18 protein-coding genes are annotated in these 17,941 nt (G+C 65.5%); 15 read left to right on the top strand and 3 right to left on the bottom strand.

What is annotated here, in order from left to right; translation table 11 throughout:
• Positions 1-3 precede the first annotated feature (3 nt).
• The 11 genes from lpdA to QQZ18_RS03570 all read left to right on the top strand — a co-directional run bounded on the left by lpdA (position 4) and on the right by QQZ18_RS03570 (position 10,330).
• Entirely contained in the window at positions 4-1,416 is a 1,413-nt protein-coding gene (gene lpdA, locus QQZ18_RS03620) for a dihydrolipoyl dehydrogenase (RefSeq protein WP_284537967.1), read from the top strand.
• A gap of 70 nt (positions 1,417-1,486) precedes the next feature.
• On the top strand, positions 1,487-1,735 hold the full coding sequence (locus tag QQZ18_RS03615; RefSeq protein WP_101287430.1) for a GlsB/YeaQ/YmgE family stress response membrane protein: 249 nt from the start codon (positions 1,487-1,489) through the stop codon (positions 1,733-1,735).
• A 106-nt stretch (positions 1,736-1,841) separates the two neighbouring features.
• Positions 1,842-2,963, top strand: a complete 1,122-nt coding sequence (locus QQZ18_RS03610; RefSeq protein ID WP_284537964.1) for a methyl-accepting chemotaxis protein — start codon at positions 1,842-1,844, stop codon at positions 2,961-2,963.
• Between the two features lie 101 nt (positions 2,964-3,064).
• Positions 3,065-3,922 carry a shikimate dehydrogenase gene (aroE, locus tag QQZ18_RS03605; protein ID WP_284537962.1) on the top strand — a complete coding sequence of 286 codons (858 nt, stop codon included), beginning with the start codon at positions 3,065-3,067 and terminating at the stop codon, positions 3,920-3,922.
• Between the two features lie 133 nt (positions 3,923-4,055).
• Positions 4,056-5,207 carry a cell surface protein gene (locus tag QQZ18_RS03600; RefSeq protein WP_284538833.1) on the top strand — a complete coding sequence of 384 codons (1,152 nt, stop codon included), beginning with the start codon at positions 4,056-4,058 and terminating at the stop codon, positions 5,205-5,207.
• Positions 5,200-6,141 (top strand): DUF6384 family protein, encoded by a 942-nt coding sequence (locus tag QQZ18_RS03595; protein ID WP_284537960.1) that lies wholly within the window; start codon positions 5,200-5,202, stop codon positions 6,139-6,141. The genes QQZ18_RS03600 and QQZ18_RS03595 overlap by 8 nt, the downstream gene beginning before the upstream one ends.
• Positions 6,142-6,166: 25 nt before the next feature.
• Entirely contained in the window at positions 6,167-7,585 is a 1,419-nt protein-coding gene (locus tag QQZ18_RS03590) for a hypothetical protein (RefSeq protein ID WP_284537958.1), read from the top strand.
• Positions 7,586-7,715: 130 nt separating this feature from the next.
• Positions 7,716-8,684: a lipoyl synthase gene (gene lipA, locus QQZ18_RS03585; RefSeq protein ID WP_284537956.1), complete on the top strand. Its 969-nt coding sequence runs from the start codon at positions 7,716-7,718 to the stop codon at positions 8,682-8,684.
• A 98-nt stretch (positions 8,685-8,782) separates the two neighbouring features.
• On the top strand, positions 8,783-9,241 hold the full coding sequence (locus QQZ18_RS03580; RefSeq protein ID WP_284537953.1) for a type II toxin-antitoxin system RatA family toxin: 459 nt from the start codon (positions 8,783-8,785) through the stop codon (positions 9,239-9,241).
• A 120-nt stretch (positions 9,242-9,361) separates the two neighbouring features.
• On the top strand, positions 9,362-9,988 hold the full coding sequence (locus QQZ18_RS03575) for a LysE family translocator (protein WP_284537951.1): 627 nt from the start codon (positions 9,362-9,364) through the stop codon (positions 9,986-9,988).
• 90 nt (positions 9,989-10,078) lie between these two features.
• Positions 10,079-10,330: a GlsB/YeaQ/YmgE family stress response membrane protein gene (locus tag QQZ18_RS03570; protein WP_284538831.1), complete on the top strand. Its 252-nt coding sequence runs from the start codon at positions 10,079-10,081 to the stop codon at positions 10,328-10,330.
• 32 nt (positions 10,331-10,362) lie between these two features.
• On the opposite strand, the gene QQZ18_RS03565 is transcribed toward QQZ18_RS03570, so the two are convergent.
• Positions 10,363-11,232, bottom strand: a complete 870-nt coding sequence (locus tag QQZ18_RS03565; protein WP_284537949.1) for an aldo/keto reductase family oxidoreductase — start codon at positions 11,230-11,232, stop codon at positions 10,363-10,365.
• Between the two features lie 96 nt (positions 11,233-11,328).
• Here QQZ18_RS03565 and QQZ18_RS03560 point away from each other — a divergent pair, with 96 nt between their 5' ends.
• On the top strand, positions 11,329-12,279 hold the full coding sequence (locus QQZ18_RS03560; RefSeq protein ID WP_284537947.1) for a LysR family transcriptional regulator: 951 nt from the start codon (positions 11,329-11,331) through the stop codon (positions 12,277-12,279).
• Here the strand turns inward: QQZ18_RS03560 and QQZ18_RS03555 are convergent.
• Positions 12,225-12,737, bottom strand: a complete 513-nt coding sequence (locus tag QQZ18_RS03555) for a CinA family protein (protein WP_284537945.1) — start codon at positions 12,735-12,737, stop codon at positions 12,225-12,227. The genes QQZ18_RS03560 and QQZ18_RS03555 overlap by 55 nt on opposite strands.
• An 87-nt stretch (positions 12,738-12,824) precedes the next feature.
• Complete coding sequence (locus QQZ18_RS03550) at positions 12,825-14,063, bottom strand: bifunctional 2-C-methyl-D-erythritol 4-phosphate cytidylyltransferase/2-C-methyl-D-erythritol 2,4-cyclodiphosphate synthase (protein ID WP_284537943.1); 1,239 nt, start codon at positions 14,061-14,063, stop codon at positions 12,825-12,827.
• A gap of 167 nt (positions 14,064-14,230) precedes the next feature.
• On the opposite strand from QQZ18_RS03550, the gene dusB reads away from it, so the two are divergent.
• The 3 genes from dusB to ntrC are packed head-to-tail and all read left to right on the top strand — an operon-like array spanning position 14,231 to position 17,855.
• The gene (dusB, locus tag QQZ18_RS03545; RefSeq protein ID WP_284537941.1) at positions 14,231-15,277 is read left to right on the top strand and encodes a tRNA dihydrouridine synthase DusB; all 1,047 of its coding nucleotides are present in this window, start codon (positions 14,231-14,233) and stop codon (positions 15,275-15,277) included.
• On the top strand, positions 15,274-16,398 hold the full coding sequence (locus tag QQZ18_RS03540; protein WP_284537939.1) for a two-component system sensor histidine kinase NtrB: 1,125 nt from the start codon (positions 15,274-15,276) through the stop codon (positions 16,396-16,398). The genes dusB and QQZ18_RS03540 overlap by 4 nt, the downstream gene beginning before the upstream one ends.
• A 14-nt stretch (positions 16,399-16,412) precedes the next feature.
• Positions 16,413-17,855, top strand: coding sequence for a nitrogen regulation protein NR(I) (gene ntrC / locus QQZ18_RS03535; protein ID WP_284537937.1), 1,443 nt, complete (start codon positions 16,413-16,415; stop codon positions 17,853-17,855).
• Positions 17,856-17,941 lie beyond the last annotated feature (86 nt).

The following is a 17,941-nucleotide window of genomic DNA, read 5'->3' as shown; positions in this document are numbered from 1 at the left end:
CCCATGTCCCAGTATGACATCCTGATCATCGGCTCCGGCCCCGGCGGCTACGTGGCCGCCATCCGTGCCGCCCAGCTCGGCCTCAAGGTCGGCGTTGTCGAGCGCGCCTACGTTGGCGGCATTTGTCCCAATTGGGGCTGCATTCCCGCCAAGGCGCTGCTGCGCTCGGCCGAGATCTTCCACTACATCGAGCATGCCGCCGATTACGGCATCAAGGCCGAGAAGCCCGGCGCCGATGTCGCCGCCATCGTCAAGCGGTCGCGCGGCATCGCCCAGCAGATGAGCCAGGGCGTCGGCTTCCTCCTGAAGAAGAACAAGGTCGACCTGATTTGGGGCGAGGCGAACATTGCCGCGCCCGGTAAGGTCAAGGTGAAGGCGGTGGACGGCGCGCCCAAGGGCTGGTTGCCGGCCGGCGACTACGAGGCCAAGCACATCATCGTGGCCACCGGTGCGCGTCCGCGCGTGCTGCCGGGTCTCGAACCGGACAAGAAGCTGGTCTGGACCTATTTTGAGTCCATGGTGCCGGAGGCGCTGCCGAAGCGCCTTCTGGTGGTGGGCTCGGGCGCCATCGGCATCGAGTTCGCAAGCTTCTACCGGGCGCTCGGCTCGGAAGTGACTGTCGTCGAGGTGATGAGCCAGGTGATGCCGGTCGAGGATCACGAGATCGCCGACCTCGCCAAGAAGCGCTTCGAGAAGGCCGGCATGAAGATCCTTCTGGAGGCCAAGGTCGCCTCGCTGAAGAAGGGCGCCAATGAGGTGACGGCCACCGTCGAACTGAAGGACGGCTCCAAGCAGGAGATCGTCGCCGATCGCGTCATCTCGGCGGTAGGTGTCGTCGGCAACGTCGAAAACCTCGGTCTCGAGGCGCTGGGCGTCAAGATCGAGCGCGGCACCGTGGTGACCGACGGTCTCGGCCGCACTAACGTGCCGGGCATCTATGCCATCGGCGACGTCGCCGGTCCGCCGATGCTCGCCCACAAGGCCGAGCACGAGGGGACGCTGTGCGTCGAGGCGATCGCCGGCCTGCATCCGCATCCCATGGACAAGTTGCAGATTCCGGGCTGCACCTATTGCCACCCGCAGGTGGCCTCCGTCGGCCTCACTGAGAAGAAAGCCAAGGAGGCCGGCTTCGAACTGAAGGTCGGTCGCTTCCCGTTCATCGGCAACGGCAAGGCGGTGGCGCTCGGCGAGCCGGAAGGCCTCGTCAAGACCATCTTCGACGCCAAGACCGGCCGCCTGCTCGGCGCTCATCTGGTTGGCGCCGAGGTGACCGAGATGATCCAGGGCTTCGTCGTCGCCATGCAGCTGGAGACCACCGAGGAAGAGCTGATGCACACGGTGTTCCCGCACCCGACCGTCAGCGAAACCATGCACGAGAGCGTGCTTGCTGCCTATGGCCGGGCCATCCATATTTAAGCCGCGAGTCGCAACTTAATGTAGGGCCGGCGGCAATCCCGCCGGCCTTTTCATTGCCAGGAGATATCCGATGCAGGGTCACGCCTTTCTCGTCTGGGGCGCCATCGGCCTTCTTGCCGGCTGGCTCGCGAGCTTCGTGGTGGGCGGCGGCGGCCTCATCCGCTATCTCGTCTCCGGTCTGATCGGCTCGTTCGTCGGCGGGCTGGTGTTGCAGTGGACGGGCATCAGTCTTCCCATCGCCAGTCCCTTCCTGCATGAAGTTGCCGTCGCGACGATTGGCGCGATCATCTTTGTTTTCCTGGCCCGTATGGTTGTCTGAGCAATAGATAAGCGCCGAGACTGTCTCGTGGGGGTCTTCTGCAAATAAAAGCAGCAGTCCTGTCCGTAGTTCTTCCGTCGTTGTTTTTACTTTGTTAACGAGGTGAATGCGACGCTTCGCAAAGTGCAATTGCGATCGTCCGGGGGATAGGATGACAGCTTCGGTTGTGTCCATTCGCGACATCTCGTCAAAATCCGAGTCCGTCCAGGAAATCGCCTTCAACAAGGTCGGCCAGATCAGGGCGATCAATCGCCGCATGCGCATTCTCGCCCTAAACGCATTGATCGAGGCCGAGAGGGCCGGGGAGGCCGGCCGCGGCTTCGCGGTGGTCAGCCAGGAAGTGCGTGGCATCTCCGAAGAGGTGGAGAAGCTCTCGACCGCCCTTGAAGCCGAGCTTGCCTCGGAGATCGGCGAGATTTCCTCGCTGGTGCAGGAGATGAGCCAGTCATCGCAGGGGCAGCGGCTGGTCGATCTGGCGCTCAACGCCATCGAGATCGTCGATCGCAACCTTTACGAACGCACCTGTGACGTGCGCTGGTGGGCGACCGACTCCGCCTTCGTCGACGCGATGACCGAACCCGGCGAAGGTGCCTTCGCCTATGCTGCGCGGCGCCTCAACGTCATTCTGCGTGCCTACACCGTCTATCTCGACATCTGGCTCTGCGACACCCAAGGCAGGGTCGTGGCCAGCGGTCGCGGCGATCGCTTTCCGGTCGCAGGTGCCGACGTTTCGTCGCGTGCGTGGTTCCGTACCGGCATGGGGCTGAAGACCGGCGACGACTTTCACGCCGAGGATATCGCTCGCGAGCCGCTTCTGGCCGATACCCTGGTCGCAACCTTCGTCACGCCGGTGCGAACCGGTGGCGAGGCCGGCGGCCGGCCTATCGGTCTCCTGGCCATCCACTTCGATTGGGAACCGCAATCGCGCACCATTGTCGAGGGCGTCCGTCTGACCGACGAGGAGCGGGCCATGAGCCGCGTGCTGATCGTCGATCGCGACAACCGGGTCATCGCCTCGTCCGATGGCGCCGGTCTGTTGACGGAGCGGCTTCCGCCCTTTGGAGGCTCGGCGGCTGGTTGGCAACTCAACGATGGCCGGATCGTTGCCCAGCATGCGACGCCCGGCTATGAGACCTATCGTGGCCTCGGCTGGCGCGGGGTGATCGAACAACGGCTCGTTGCCGACAAGCCCTCGGCAACGGTGACGCCGCTCAAGAGGCGCCGCTAGTCTTTCTCAATGACGGCAGCGTTTTCAATCCTCTCTCCAGGCGATAAGATCGTCCGGAGGTAGGGCGGCGGCGTGCCTGCCCTCCGTTGGAGGATGGCGTCATGCCGGCCGAGCTCAATTTCCTCAGCCTTCTCACGGGCTGTTTCGCGACACCGGTGGCGGAGAACCCGACGGTCGCCATGGTCGAGGCGGCCTATCGTGCCATGGGTCTCGACGCCCGCTACATCAACTGCGATGTGGCACCGGCCGACCTCGGCAATGCGGTGCGCGGTGCACGCGCCATGGGCTGGCGCGGCTTCAATTGCTCGTTGCCGCACAAGGTGGCGGTGATCGATTTCATCGACGAGTTCGCCCCCTCGGCGGAGATCATCGGCGCCGTCAACTGCGTCATCAACGATGACGGCAAGCTGATCGGCGAGAACACCGATGGCAAGGGGTTCCTCACATCGCTGGAGACGGTGATAGATCCCCGCGGCAAGCGCGTTGTGGTGCTCGGCGCCGGCGGTGCCTCACGGGCGATCGCGATCGAGACGGCGCTGGCCGGCGCGGCGTCGATCGCCGTCGTCAACCGCGACGAGGCGCGCGGCAAGGCGGTGGTGCAACTCGTGGCGGCGCATACCTCGGCGGCGGCCGAATTCGTGCCGTGGACGGGGAGTTACATTATTCCCGAGGAGACCGACATCCTCATCAATGCGACGTCGATCGGCCTTTTCCCGGGTGTCGGCGATCTGCCGGCCGTCGATTTCACTTCCGTCCGGCCTGGACTGGTGGTGGCCGACGTCATCCCCAATCCGCCGCACACGGCGTTCCTCAGGATGGCCGAGACGCATGGCGCGATAACGCTCGACGGTCTCGGCATGCTGGTCAACCAGGGTGTCATTGGCATTCGCCTCTGGACGGGCCGCGAGCCTGACGCCAAGGTGATGCGTGGTGCGCTCGAAGCTGTCTTCGGCGCTTGAATTTTCGCTGAACGTCTGCTTGCGGCGGCTTGAGGGAATACTACATTTCCCGCGACGCCCCGCGGACGTTTATCCGCGCTTCCGGTGACTGGGGGAAACGGCCTTGACCACGACCGACATTGTGAAAACGCCCATGCAGTATCTCGACAAGGCGATGGGTGGATTGCGCGACCTCGGCCTATTGCCGGCCCGAACCGAGGAGGCGCCGATCGTCGGCCTTCTCGAGCGGATCACCGATCTCGACCCCGACAAGATCGCCGTCATCACCCGCACGCTCAGCCAGATGAGCGTGTTCAACGAGGTGGTGCGCGAGCAGATCTCCGAAATGTCGATCGGCGAGCGCTACGAGAAGATCACGCAGGGCTTCAACTCGATCCGCGACGATGCCAAGGCGATGGTCGACCAGATTTCCGACGGAAAGCTCGACCTGTTCGAGCGGGCGACCAACACCTGGATGAAGATTTCGCGCGGCGACATCGCCAGCCGGTTCGATAGCATTCGCGACACCTACATCGAGGTGGCTCGCGACACCAAGACCAATATCGAACGCGAGCGGGTTATTCTCGAAGCCTATCGTGACTTCCGTGGTGCGCTGAAGCAGGCCGAGGTGGCGGCGCTGGAGGTGCTGAAGGCGGGTGAGGCCAAGCTCGCCGCCGCCAAGGACGAACTTGGCAATGCGTCGGAGGCGGTGGCCGGTTTTGCCGGCACGGACGCTTCGGAACGGGCGAAGCTGGAACTCATCCGCGACGAAAAGCTCAGGAGCATGCAGAACGAGGAAGGGCGCTACCAGATCGCCAAGGATCTCGCCGACAACCTCACTATTGGCTACAACACGTCCGAAGTGATCATGGCACGCCTCCTCCAGACGACGTCTGCCAAGGAGCGCGTCTATCAGCAGTCCGTTTCGTTCTTCACCACCAATGATTCCGTGCTGACGGCGCTGAAGGCGTCGTTCACCGGCGTGTTCGGCCTGCACGAGTCGACGCAGACGCTCAACTCCATGAAGGAGGGCGTGTCCAAGTCGCTTGAGGTGCTGGCCGATATCGGCGGCAAGGTGCAGGAGGAGGCGCTGAAGGCCGGTTATGGCCCGACGGTGCGCGCCGACGCAGTGAAGAAGCTGGTCGACAGCGTGGTCAACTATCAGGAGCGCTCGACCGAGATCATCGCAGAGATGCGGACGCTGGCCACCAAGAACTCCGAAGAGATCCGAGCCGCCGTCGAAGACGGCAAGCGGCGGATGGCCCGCCTTGCCGAGCAGGGCAATGCGCTGGTGTTGAATGGCTGACATCGCTCAGGGCGCCGCCGTCGCCCCCAAACTCGACGAGCTCATGCTGGCGATGGACGTGGTCGACACGCTCCGTCACCAGGAGGGGCTGGTCGAGAAGGCACTCGGCGAGGACAATCGCGACGCCACGCTGAAAGAGCGGCTTCGGGCGCTCTACGAGGGACAGGGGCTCAAGGTCTCCGACCGCATCCTGGATGACGGTATCCGGGCGCTGAAGGAGAGTCGTTTCACCTATGATCCGGCGCCGTCGTCCTTTGCGCGGACGATGGCGCTCTTCTGGGTGGGGCGCGCCATGGTGGCCAAGGTGATGGCGGCGGCGCTCCTCGCCATCGTCGTTCTCGGCGGCGTCACCTATTGGCGCGTGGCCTCGACGGAGCGGGCGACGGAGGCGGCGCGGATCGAGATGACCGTGACGCTGCCCGAAGCCGTCGATACGGCCGAGGCCGCACTGGCGGCCGAGGCGCTGACCTCCGACGCCAGGACCGAGGCCGATCGGCGCGTCGCCGGTGCGCGCGCGGCGATTGCCGGGGGGAATGCCGATGCGGCGCGCCAGGCGGTGGCGGCGCTTGCCGATCTCCGGGCAACGCTTGCCCGAACCTATGAACTCAGGATCGTGTCGCGCCCCGGCGAGCGGACGGGCGTGTTCCGGGTCCCCGACGTCAACACCAAGGCGCGCAACTATTACCTGATCGTCGAGGCGGTGACGCCGGACGGCGACGCCCTCAAGCTGCCGATTGCCAGCGAAGAGGATGGCACGGTCAAGACGGTCGACAAATGGGGCATGCGCGTTCCCAAGGCGACCTATGACAAGGTCGCGGCGGACAAGAGCGACGATGGCATCGTCGAGGATAACATTCTCGGTGAGAAGCCACGCGGCAGTATCGAGCCCGTCTACGAGATGGACGTCCTCCCGGGCGCCATCACCAGTTGGTAAAGCCCTCTGAACCCAGGGAAGCAACATGATTTCCGCGCAGCAGGCGCTCAACCACATCGAACGGGCGATCCTTGGGGTCAGACGTGACGAGGATCGTCTCGTCGCCATGCTGGCCGACACCAAGGCCGAGGGCGACCGCCTGAGAGCCGAGCAGGCTGACGCCTTTCGCGCTCTGGCCCGCCTCAGGCTCGATGCCATCGCTCGCGACGAGGTGGTCGGCGAACTGGACAGCGTCGAGCGGCGAGCCCGCGCGGCCCTCGACAAGCGCCGAGATCGGCTGACGGAACTGAAGGCCAGTCGCGAGGGTGCGTCGCAGAAGCTCGACGAACTCGAAGACAAGCGCGAAGCGGCCGCCAAACTGCGCGACGCGGCGATCGACGCGGTCGAGGCGAAGACGGACGCCGTGGAGGCGCGTCTCGCGACCGAGGACGAGTGGCGACGCCTGACCGCGGCCATCGAGGCGGCCGAGGCAATGGCGACGGCGGCCGAGGAGAAGAGACGCCAGGCCGAGGAGGATCGCGCGGTCAAGGGCAAGCCTTACGAAGACGATCGACTGTTCTTCTATCTCTGGCGGCGCGGCTACGGCACGTCCGCCTACCGGGCGGGGCCGCTCACGCGCTATTTCGATGGCAAGGTGGCAAGGCTTGCCGGCTATGACGCGGCGCGCGTCAACTATTTCATGCTCACCGAGATTCCCTTGCGCCTTGCCGAGCACGCCGACCGCCTGAAGGCCGAGGTGGCGGCCGCCACCGAAGCTCGCCAGGCTTACGAGCGGGCGGCGCTGGAGGCCGACGGCATCGTGCCGCTGGAGACCGCGGTGGCCGACGCCGACCGTGCGCTCGCCAAGGTGGAGACCGATATCGCGCGCGTGAGGTCCGACGTCGACAGCATCGACAAGGAGACGGCGGCGGCGCTCGACGACAACGGCGATCCGGCGGTGCGCGGAGTGATCGACGATCTGGCCGGAACGCTGGCGCGCGCCGACATGGTGGATTTGGTCCGACGCGCCGAAGCGACGCCGACGCCGGAGGACGACCGCATCGTCAAGCGGTTGCGCCAGATCGAACGCGATCTGATCCGTGTCGACGCGCAGGCCGACGAACTGCGGCGCACGTCGATCGATATCGCCAACAAGCGGCAGGAGCTTGAGCATTCGCGCGATACCTTCCGCAGCAATGGCTACGACCGGCCCAACGGCAGTTTCTCCAACGGCGAGACGATCGGCAACCTGATCGGCGGCATCATTTCCGGCGCCATCACGGCGGCCGTGCTGGAAGGCGCCTTCCGCGACGGTTATCGGCGCGGTGAGTCCCGACGACGCGACGATTTCGGCGGTGGCCATTGGGGCGGCGGCGGCTCGTGGGGCGGCGGCTCGGGCGGCGGTGGCTTTGGAACCGGTGGCGGCTCGGGCGGTGGCGGGTTCAAGACCGGCGGCGGTTTCTAGCAGGCCGCATGACGACGACGCAGGCCAGATGTGAGCGGACTGGCATGGCCGTGTCTCCGTAGTTTTGCTAGGAAGTAGATCATAGAAGACCGGCAGAGGGCCGGCCAAAACGGGCAGAAAGCGACGGACAATGGTCACCATTCTCGACACCGTGAAGACCGCGCCGAAGGCGCGCCATCCCGAGAAGGCCAACCGTCCGGACAATCCGATCCAGCGCAAGCCCGAGTGGATCCGCGTCAAGGCGCCGGGCTCGCCGGTCTACAAGGAAACGCAGGGTATCGTGAAGGAGAACGGCCTCTTCACGGTCTGCGAGGAGGCGGGCTGCCCCAACATCGGCGAATGCTGGTCGAAGAAGCACGCCACCATGATGATCATGGGCGACACCTGCACGCGCGCCTGTGCCTTCTGCAACGTCAAGACCGGCCTGCCGGCGCCGCTCGATCCCAGCGAGCCGGAGAACGTGGCGCTGGCCGTCGAAAAGCTGGGGCTCCTTCACGTCGTCATCACGTCGGTGGATCGCGACGATCTCAAGGATGGCGGCGCCGAGCATTTCGCGCAGGTGATCCGCGCCATCCGCGCCCGGTCTCCGTCGACCACCATCGAGGTGCTGACGCCCGACTTCCTCAGGAAGGAAGGCGCCCTGGAAGTCGTGGTGGCCGCCAAGCCCGACGTTTTCAACCACAATCTCGAAACGGTGCCGTCGAACTATCTCACCGTCCGTCCTGGCGCCCGTTATTTCCACTCCATCCGCCTCTTGCAGCGGGTGAAGGAGCTCGACCCCACCATCTTCACCAAGTCCGGCATCATGGTCGGCCTCGGCGAGGAGCGGAACGAGGTACTGCAGCTGATGGACGACCTGCGCTCGGCCGACGTGGATTTCCTGACCATCGGTCAATATCTGCAGCCGACGTCCAAGCATCACCCCATCATCCGCTTCGTGCCGCCGGATGAGTTCAAGTCCTACGAAACCATTGCCTACACCAAGGGTTTCCTCATGGTGTCGTCGAGCCCGCTGACGCGCTCGTCGCATCACGCTGGTGAAGATTTCGCGCAGCTTCGGGCCAATCGCGAGAAGAAACTCGCTGAGGCGCGGGGCTGAGAGGCGGCAGGATTGCCTTTCGGTGCGAAGTCTGAAAAAGCGTAAGGCGGCCTGATGGGCCGCCTTGTTTCATGCCGCATACAGGACGCTACCGGACAATGCCGACCTTCGAGACCGTGCGCCACGTCACCCACAGCCCGGAGCGGATGTTCGATCTGGTGGCCGATGTCGAGAAATATCCCGAGTTCGTGCCGCTCTGCGAGCGCCTGATCGTCCGGCAGCGGCAGGTCGACGAGGCGGGGCGCGAGGTGCTGATCGCTGACCTCACCGCCGGCTACGGGCCGGTCCGCGAGACCTTCACCTCAATGGTGACACTCGATCGCGTCGCCCTTGCCATCAAGGTCGAATATATTGATGGCCCGTTTCGCTTCCTCGACAACAGGTGGAGCTTCACGCCGCGCTCCGAGCAGGGCGCCGACGTTCATTTCTGGATCTCCTACGAGTTTCGCAGCCGGATGCTCGGCGCTCTCATGGGATCGATGTTCGACCGAGCCTTCCGCAAGTTCGCCGAAGCCTTCGAACAGCGCGCCAATGCCATTTACGGCGCCAGCGTCTAGAGTTTCTCCGGTGAACTCGAGTTCGCCGGAAAACTCTATCTTATCGTTGAGACGCAGTTCCGGACGCAAAAACGGTACCCACTTTTGCTGGAACTACTCTGGCCGAAACGGGAGGTGTAGTTGGGGCTCGCCGTCAATCTTCCGATCATCCTGTCCGCCGCCTTCATCGCCACCGCCAGTCCGGGACCGGCGACGCTCGGCATAGCATCGATGTCCATGGGCGCCGGCCGCCGTCGTGGCGTCGCCATGGCGCTCGGTGTCGTGACCGGCTCGCTTGCATGGTCGGCCGCCGCCGCGCTCGGCCTTGGTGCGATCATGCTGGCCAATGCCTGGATGCTCGAAGCGATCCGCTACATTGGCGCCGGCTATCTTCTTTATCTCGCCATCAAGTCGGCATGGAGCGCGCTTCATCCCCAGGCGCTGGCACTCGGCGCAACGGGCGTCGTGACACCGGGCGAGGCCTATCGCAAGGGCTTGCTGCTCCACCTCACCAATCCCAAGGCCATCCTGTTCTTCGGCGCCCTCTATTCGGTCGGCGTTCCGCCGGATGCCCCGTCCGCTACGCTTCTCGTGGTCATCCTGGCCGTCGGCCTGCAGAGCACGCTGATCTTTCTGACCTATGCCCTGATCTTCTCGTCAGGGACGGTCGCGCGCGGCTTTGCCCGCGTCCGCCGCCTGTTCGATGGCTTGCTTGCCGTCGCCTTCGGATATGCCGGTTTTAAAGTTCTGACGGCGCATCTCAGGTGAAACGGGCGAAGGCTTTCGGTCGCCTCCATTTACCCCCTTTCCGACCATGGGGGCGCACCCTACATTGACCCCCATGATCGCTCATGGAGGATCGAAATGGCGGGTGTCGGCATCATCGGAACCATCATCATCGGGTTGTTGGCCGGCTGGCTGGCCGAGCGCTTCACCCGCTCCGACCATGGTCTGCTGACCAATCTCATCCTGGGCGTGATCGGCGCCGTCGCGTTTGGCTGGGTGGCCGGTCAGCTCGGCTTCTTTCCGCACGGCTGGATCGCCAACCTGATCGGCGGCACCATCGGCGCCGTCGTCATCATCTCGCTCTATCGCCAGTTCAGGCGGTGAGGCGCGGCAGTCCCGCAGCCTCACCGTTTCCGTCAGGCCTTGCCGATGGCGTCCAGCTCCTCGATCGTCGCGTCGTCGAGGTCGATTGCCGCCACGGCAAGGTTCTCCTTGAGGTGGCCCAGCGAGGATGTGCCGGGGATCAGCAGGATGTTGGGCGAGCGCCTTAGCAGCCAGGCGAGCGCCAGTTGCATCGGTGTGAAGCCGAGCCTCTGCGCCAGCGCACTGAGCGTGTCGGACTGCAACGGCGAGAAGCCGCCCAGCGGGAAGTAGGGCACGTAGGCGATGCCCTCGGCGGCGAGCTCGTCGATCAGCGCGTCGTCGTCGCGGTGGACCAGATTGTAGAGATTCTGGACGCAGACGATATCGACGATGCGGCGGGCCGCCTTAATCTGGGCCGCCGTCACGTGGCTGACGCCGATATGGCGGATGAGCCCCTGCCGCTGCAGCTCCGCCAGTGCCTCGATCTGCGGTTCGACCGGACCTTCGGCCGGGTGATGCGGGTTGAACATGAAGCGCATGTTGACGACGTCGAGCGCTTCGAGCCCGAGATTGCGAAGGTTGTCGTGAACTGCCGAGCGCAGTTCGTCGGGCGCGTCAGCCTTGAGCCAGGACCCGTCGGCACCGCGCTTGCCGCCGACCTTGGTGACGATGGTGAGATCATCAGGGTAGGGGTGCAGCGCCTCGCGGATGATCTCGTTGGTGACGTGCGGGCCGTAGAAGTCACTGGTGTCGATGTGGTCCACACCGGCGGCGATGGCCGCCCTGAGCACGGCCACGGCCTGCGCCCGGTCCTTCGGCGGACCGAAGACGCCGGGGCCGGCCAGTTGCATGGCGCCATAGCCGAGCCGCTTCACGCTGCGGTCGCCGAGGCGGTAGGTTCCGGATTGATCGATCGAGGACATGAGGTCTCTCCTGCGCTGATGGGACCTAGAGATAAACCCTGGTTGCTGTGCGGAGAACGGGCTACAGTCGGTACAAGCTGTACGGACATCCGAACAATGGGCGTGGATTTCGGCGACATCTCGGCGTTTCTGGCGGTCGTCAAGGCCGGCGGCTTTCGCGACGCGGCGCGGGCGACCGGCGACAGTGCCTCGCGGCTCAGCGAGGCGGTGCGGCGGCTTGAAGCGCGGCTGGGCGTGCGGCTTCTTCACCGCACGACGCGCAGTGTCGAGCTGACGGCCGTTGGCCGGGAACTGGCCGATCGCCTGACGCCGGCGGTGACCGAAGTGGATCTGGCCCTCGACGTCGTCAACGGCTATCGCGAACGGATCGCCGGGCGGCTCAAGCTCAACGTGCCCATCAGCGCGGCACGGCTGGTGCTGCCGGACATCCTGCCGCCCTTCCTGGCCGCCTATCCCGACATTCACCTCGAAATCGTCGCCGAGGACACCTTCGTCGATCTGGTCGCATCCGGCTGCGATGCCGGCATCCGTTATGACGAACGGCTCGAGCAGGACATGATCGCCGTGCCGATCGGCCCCCGGCTCCAGCGCTATGCGCTCGCCGCATCGTCCGCCTATCTCGATCGGTGTGGCCGCCCGGACCATCCGCGCGATCTCATCGCCCACAACTGCATCCGCGGCCGTTTTGCCAGCGGCGCCATTGCCCCCTGGGAGTTCGAGAGGGACGGAGAGGTGGTCAATGTCGAACCCACCGGGCAACTGATCGTCGCCACCGGCGGTGCGGCCGAGCTCATGGTTGCCGCGGCGATCGGCGGCGTGGGAATCATGGGGCTGTTCGAGGACTGGATCCGGCCGCACTTCTCCAGCGGCGCGCTGGAGCCGGTCCTGGAGCAATGGTGGCCGAGCTTTTCCGGTCCCTTCCTGTACTATCCCGGCCGCCGTCTGGTGCCGGCACCGCTCCGCGCCTTCGTCGACTTCGTGAAGGCGCGCGGTCATGCCGTCAGCGACCACTCGGCGATCGCGTCTTCCAGCATGGCGAGCGCCTGAACCACCGCTGCGTAACGTACGCCGGCACGATCGAGGCTGCCGAAGCGCCGCTCGGCATGAACCGTCGGACGACCAGTGGTGGCGCAGGCGAAGTGAACGAGACCGACCGGTTTCTCGGCCGTCCCGCCGCCAGGACCGGCGATGCCGGTGATGGAGACGGCGAAGGCGGCGCGCGAGTGGGCGAGCGCTCCTTCCGCCATGGCGCGAGCCGTCGCTTCGGAAACGGCGCCGTGGGCGATCAGCGTCGCCTCCGGCACCCCGAGCATCTCTATCTTGGCCTCATTGGAATAGGTGACGAAGCCGCGTTCGACGACATCCGACGAGCCGGCGATTTCGGTGAGCAGGCCGGCGACGAGGCCGCCGGTGCAGCTCTCGGCGGTGGCGATGGTCACGCCCTTGGCGCGCGCTTTTTCGAGGAGGTGCTGGGCGCGAGGGTGAAGGGGTGAAAGGTCGGTCATGGCGATCTCCTTATCGGCAGCGGCCTTACCGCGTGGACATGAAGGACATATAGGTCGCCATTGGCTTTTCCGAAGGTCGGCTCGATCTCATCGATCGAGCGGCAGCCTGATCGTGGCGGAGGCGATGGCGGCGATGCCTTCGCGCCGGCCGGCGAACCCGAGTCCCTCGTTGGTGGTCGCCTTGACGCCGACACGATCGACGGCAATGCCGCAGGTTTCGGCGATCGCCGCCCGCATGGCCTCGCGGTGGGGACCTACCTTCGGCGCCTCTGCGATGATCGTGACGTCGCAATGGGCAAGAAGGCCGCCGCGTTCGGCGAGGCGGCGAACCGCGTCTTTCAGAAACAGCGTGGAAGCGGCCCCGCGCCAACGCTCGTCGGAGGGCGGGAAGTGCTTGCCGATGTCGCCATCTCCGAGAGCGCCAAGGATGGCGTCGGTCAGGGCATGCAGGGCGACGTCGGCGTCGGAGTGGCCCTTGAGGCGCTGATCGTGCGGAATGAAAACGCCGCAGAGCGTGACGCCGTCGCCCGGTTCCAGCACGTGGACGTCATAGCCGGTGCCGACGCGGACGTCGGGGCAGGCCAGGAAAGCCTCGGCGGCAAGACGCTGTTCGGCCATGTCGAAGTCCTCCTTGGTGGTCAGCTTGACGTTGTCGGCGCCGCCATCGACCAGCAATACCCGATGGCCGGCAAGCTCGGCGACGGCTGCATCGTCGGTCACGCCGGTGATGCCGCGAGCCACCAGTGACTTGTGAGCGGCGGCGATTTCGGCATAGCGGAACCCCTGTGGGGTCGCGGCGCGCCACAGACCCTCGCGCGGTACCGTTTCGCCCACGTAGCCGGCCGCATCGGCGCGCTTTACCGTGTCGATCACCGGCGTGCCGCAGAGCACGGCCACCTCGCGCCCGAGCGCCTCGATCACCCGGTCGATGGCCTCGCGGCGGATGAACGGCCGCACGGCATCATGGATCAGGACAAGGTCGGGCGCGTCAGTCTCAAGCGCCGCCAGTCCGGCAAGGCAGCTGGCCTGTCGATCGGCTCCGCCGGGAACGGGTGGCGAAAGACGCGAGTCGTCGAGCCCGGCGACCGAGGCGATGTAAAGATCGCGGTCCTCGGGGTGAATCACCGTCAACACCCGATCAATACCGGGATGGGAGAGAAAGGCGTCGATCGTCCTGGCGATGACCGGCCGCCCTGCAAGCTGCCGGTATTGCTTGGGAGGCGCACCGGCGCTGGCGGCGCGACTGCCGCGCCCGGCGGCGACCAGAATCACCGCCACGGTGGGGCGTGCGGCGGGGGAGGCGGGGGTGGTCGTGCTGGATGGCATCGCCGTTCGCAGGGCTCCGCTGGCGACCGAGTGGCGGTCGCGGCAAAAATGTGCATTCTCGTTACGTTATTGGCCTGATGCCCCGCAAGACGCTTGCGTCATTTCTTCCGAACAGCTATCAATTGCGTAATTTGTAAGCATCTACGGTTCGTGCACAAGGTGTAAGCATGGTGGTTTCCAAGCCGGATCGCGAGGCGACGACTGCCCCGGCGTCGGAACTTTGCGTCGGCGGAATGATGGTGCCTGCACCGGTGTTTCTCGCGCCGATGGCCGGCATCACCGACCTGCCGTTCCGGCGTGTGGCGCGCCGCTATGGCGCCGGCCTGACCGTGTCCGAAATGGTGGCATCCGAAACCCTGCTCGATGGTCATCCGGAAACGACGACTCGCGCCGAGGCGGACGACGAGGGTTTGCACGTCGTGCAGCTTGCCGGTCGCGAGGCGCGCTGGATGGGCGAGGGCGCCCGGGCGGCGGAAGCCGGCGGCGCTGACATCATCGACATCAACATGGGCTGTCCGGCCAAGAAGGTCGTATCGGGCTACTCGGGTTCGGCGCTGATGCGCGATCTCGACCATGCGCTGACGCTGGTCGAGGCCGTGGTCGGCGCCGTCAGCGTTCCGGTGACGCTGAAGATGAGGCTCGGCTGGGATGATACCTGCCTCAACGCGCCGGAACTGGCGCGGCGGGCCGAGGCGGCCGGCGTCTCCATGGTCACCGTGCATGCTCGCACGCGCAACCAGTTCTACAAGGGTTCGGCCGATTGGTCGAAGGTGAGGGCGGTGCGCGAGGCCGTTTCCATCCCTTTGGTGGTCAACGGCGATATCGTTGACGCCGCGACGGCGCGCGAGGCGCTCCGCCAGTCGGGTGCCGACGCGGTGATGATCGGCCGGGGCGCCTATGGTCGTCCCTGGCTGCCGGGCCGGATCGCCGCCGCGCTGGCGTCCGGTGGCGAGGCGGAGGCGCCCGACCGGGACGAGATCCTGCGCTCGCTCCGGGCGCAATATCGGCACATGCTCGCCCATTACGGCGAGGGTCTGGGCCTCAGGATGGCCCGCAAGCACGTCGGTTGGACGTTTGAAGCGGTGCCGCGCGATGATGCGTCGGCGGCCGACATCCGCCGCCGGGCGCTGACGGCGGAAACGCCGGAGGCGGTGATGGAAGCCGTTGACGAGTGGTTCGCCGACGGCGCGAGTTTCGAGAGGGTTGCCGCATGACGACGTCTTCATCCGCACCGGGCGCGGAGGTTCCGTCGGAGCGGGATCTCGGAGTGTCGATCCTCAACGCCTTGCCGCATCCGGTGATCATGCTCGATTCCGAGGGGCGGGTCTGCTCGGCCAACGACGCGGCACAGAATTTCTTCCAGTCGAGCGCCGCCGTGCTTGGCCGGCATTCGCTCAGGCATTTCGTGCCCTTCGGCAGCCCGCTGCTGCAACTGGTCGAGCAGGTGCGCGAGCGCGGCTCCTCGGTCAACGAATACCGCGTCGACGTCGGCACGCCACGCAACGGCGGCGAGCGCGTCGTCGACATCTATGCCGCGCCGGCCTCCGACCGCCCCGGTCACGTGGTGATCATGCTGCAAGAGCGCACCATGGCCGACAAGATGGACAAGCAGCTCACCCATCGCGGGGCTGCCCGTTCGGTCACCGGCCTTGCCGCCATGCTGGCGCACGAGATCAAGAACCCGCTCTCCGGCATCCGTGGCGCGGCACAGCTGCTGGAGCAGTCGGCCGACGATGGCGACAGGGCGCTGACCCAGCTGATCACCGATGAAGCCGACCGCATCGTCAAGCTGGTCGACCGCATGGAGGTGTTCTCCGACGAGCGGCCGATCGAGCGCGAGCCGGTCAACATCCACGCCGTGCTCGAACACGTGAAGCGTCTGGCGCTCTCCGGCTTTGCTCGCGATATCCGCATCGTCGAGGAATACGATCCGTCGTTGCCGCCGGTCTACGCCAATCGCGACCAGTTGGTGCAGGTGTTCCTCAACCTCGTCAAGAACGCCGCCGAGGCGCTGACCGACACGCCGGATGCCGAGATCGCGCTGACCACGGCTTTCAGGCCGGGTGTGCGCCTGTCGGTACCCGGTACGCGCGAGCGCGTCAGTCTGCCGCTTGAGTTCTGCGTGCGCGACAACGGCCCCGGCGTTCCGGAAGAAATCCAGGGGCACATGTTCGATCCCTTCGTCACCACCAAGACCAACGGCACTGGCCTCGGCCTCGCCCTGGTCGCCAAGATCGTCGGCGACCATGGCGGTGTCATCGAATGCGAAAGCCAGCCGCGCCGCACCACCTTCCGCCTCCTCCTTCCCGCCTACGTCGACAAGACCGCGGACTGAAAGGGTCTTCTCAGATGCCTACCGGCAGCATACTCGTCGCCGACGATGACTCCGCAATCCGCACGGTGCTGAATCAGGCTCTGTCGCGAGCGGGCTATGAAGTGCGTCTCACCTCCAACGCGGCGACGCTGTGGCGCTGGGTGAGCCAGGGCGATGGCGATCTCGTCATCACCGACGTGGTCATGCCCGACGAGAACGCCTTCGACCTGCTGCCGCGCATCAAGAAGGCACGCCCCGATCTACCCGTGATCGTGATGAGCGCGCAAAACACCTTCATGACGGCGATCCGCGCCTCCGAGAAGGGCGCCTACGAGTATCTGCCCAAGCCGTTCGACCTCAAGGAACTGATCTCCATCGTCGGCCGGGCACTCGCCGAGCCCAAGGGCAAGCAGCGGCTCGAGGTTGGCGAAGATGGTTCGGAAAACATGCCGCTGGTCGGCCGCTCGCCGGCCATGCAGGAGATCTACCGCGTTCTCGCCCGTCTGATGCAGACGGACCTGACCGTGATGATCACCGGCGAGAGCGGCACCGGCAAGGAACTGGTGGCGCGGGCGCTGCACGATTACGGCAAGCGCCGCACCGGACCGTTCGTGCCCATCAACATGGCGGCCATCCCGCGCGACCTGATCGAAAGCGAGCTGTTCGGCCATGAGAAGGGCGCCTTCACCGGCGCGCAGGCTCGCTCGGCAGGGCGGTTCGAGCAGGCCGAGGGCGGCACCCTGTTCCTCGACGAGATCGGCGACATGCCGATGGACGCCCAGACGCGCCTTCTGCGCGTGCTGCAGCAGGGCGAATACACCACGGTTGGCGGCCGTACACCGATCAAGACCGACGTGCGCATCGTCGCGGCCACCAACAAGGACCTCAGGATCCTGATCAACCAGGGCCTGTTCCGCGAGGATTTGTTCTTCCGCCTCAACGTGGTGCCGATCCGCCTGCCGCCGCTTCGCGAGCGCATCGAAGACATTCCCGATCTGGTGCGCCACTTCTTTACCGTCGCCGAGAAGGAAGGTCTGCCGTCCAAGCAGATCGAGCCGGCGGCGGTGGAGCGGCTCAAGCGCTACCGCTGGCCGGGCAACATTCGCGAGCTGGAAAACCTCGTACGCCGTCTTGCCGCGCTCTATCCGCAGGACACCATCACGGCCAACCTGATCGAGGCGGAGCTGGCGACGCCGACGGTGACATTGGTGGAAGAGGAGACGCCGGCCGACGAGGATCTGTCGGAATCGGTGGAGCGCTTCCTGGCCAAGTATTTCGCCGAGTTCGGCGACAACTTGCCGCCGCCGGGGCTTTATCACCGCATTCTCAAGGAAGTGGAATATCCGCTGATCGGTGCGGCGCTGGCGGCGACGCGCGGCAACCAGATCAAGGCGGCCGAACTCCTCGGCGTCAATCGCAACACGCTGCGCAAGAAGATCCGCGATCTCGACGTTCAGGTCATCCGCAACTCGCGGTAACCGCGGGCTGGCCTGAGTGGATGAACGGGGCAGACGGGGATGTCCATCTCCATCTGCGAGAGCCCTTTCGCGTCGATCAGCGGCAG

It is taken from the genome of Pleomorphomonas sp. T1.2MG-36 (assembly GCF_950100655.1).
Taxonomy (GTDB): domain Bacteria; phylum Pseudomonadota; class Alphaproteobacteria; order Rhizobiales; family Pleomorphomonadaceae; genus Pleomorphomonas.
The sequence above is the reverse complement of the archived record's forward strand: the minus strand, read 5'-3'. Positions and strand labels throughout refer to the sequence as shown.

What these genes read in the sequence shown, in the direction of transcription:
- QQZ18_RS03540 (WP_284537939.1), top strand. Translation starts at nt 15,274, where the DNA reads ATGACGACGTCTTCATCCGCACCGGGCGCGGAGGTTCCGTCGGAGCGG.
- QQZ18_RS03610 (WP_284537964.1), top strand. Translation starts at nt 1,842, where the DNA reads ATGCGACGCTTCGCAAAGTGCAATTGCGATCGTCCGGGGGATAGGATG.
- lpdA (WP_284537967.1), top strand. Translation starts at nt 4, where the DNA reads ATGTCCCAGTATGACATCCTGATCATCGGCTCCGGCCCCGGCGGCTAC.
- QQZ18_RS03555 (WP_284537945.1), bottom strand. Translation starts at nt 12,737, where the DNA reads ATGACCGACCTTTCACCCCTTCACCCTCGCGCCCAGCACCTCCTCGAA.
- QQZ18_RS03550 (WP_284537943.1), bottom strand. Translation starts at nt 14,063, where the DNA reads ATGCCATCCAGCACGACCACCCCCGCCTCCCCCGCCGCACGCCCCACC.
- QQZ18_RS03590 (WP_284537958.1), top strand. Translation starts at nt 6,167, where the DNA reads ATGATTTCCGCGCAGCAGGCGCTCAACCACATCGAACGGGCGATCCTT.
- QQZ18_RS03560 (WP_284537947.1), top strand. Translation starts at nt 11,329, where the DNA reads ATGGGCGTGGATTTCGGCGACATCTCGGCGTTTCTGGCGGTCGTCAAG.
- QQZ18_RS03595 (WP_284537960.1), top strand. Translation starts at nt 5,200, where the DNA reads ATGGCTGACATCGCTCAGGGCGCCGCCGTCGCCCCCAAACTCGACGAG.
- QQZ18_RS03565 (WP_284537949.1), bottom strand. Translation starts at nt 11,232, where the DNA reads ATGTCCTCGATCGATCAATCCGGAACCTACCGCCTCGGCGACCGCAGC.
- ntrC (WP_284537937.1), top strand. Translation starts at nt 16,413, where the DNA reads ATGCCTACCGGCAGCATACTCGTCGCCGACGATGACTCCGCAATCCGC.
- aroE (WP_284537962.1), top strand. Translation starts at nt 3,065, where the DNA reads ATGCCGGCCGAGCTCAATTTCCTCAGCCTTCTCACGGGCTGTTTCGCG.
- QQZ18_RS03600 (WP_284538833.1), top strand. Translation starts at nt 4,056, where the DNA reads ATGCAGTATCTCGACAAGGCGATGGGTGGATTGCGCGACCTCGGCCTA.
- lipA (WP_284537956.1), top strand. Translation starts at nt 7,716, where the DNA reads ATGGTCACCATTCTCGACACCGTGAAGACCGCGCCGAAGGCGCGCCAT.
- QQZ18_RS03615 (WP_101287430.1), top strand. Translation starts at nt 1,487, where the DNA reads ATGCAGGGTCACGCCTTTCTCGTCTGGGGCGCCATCGGCCTTCTTGCC.
- dusB (WP_284537941.1), top strand. Translation starts at nt 14,231, where the DNA reads ATGGTGGTTTCCAAGCCGGATCGCGAGGCGACGACTGCCCCGGCGTCG.
- QQZ18_RS03580 (WP_284537953.1), top strand. Translation starts at nt 8,783, where the DNA reads ATGCCGACCTTCGAGACCGTGCGCCACGTCACCCACAGCCCGGAGCGG.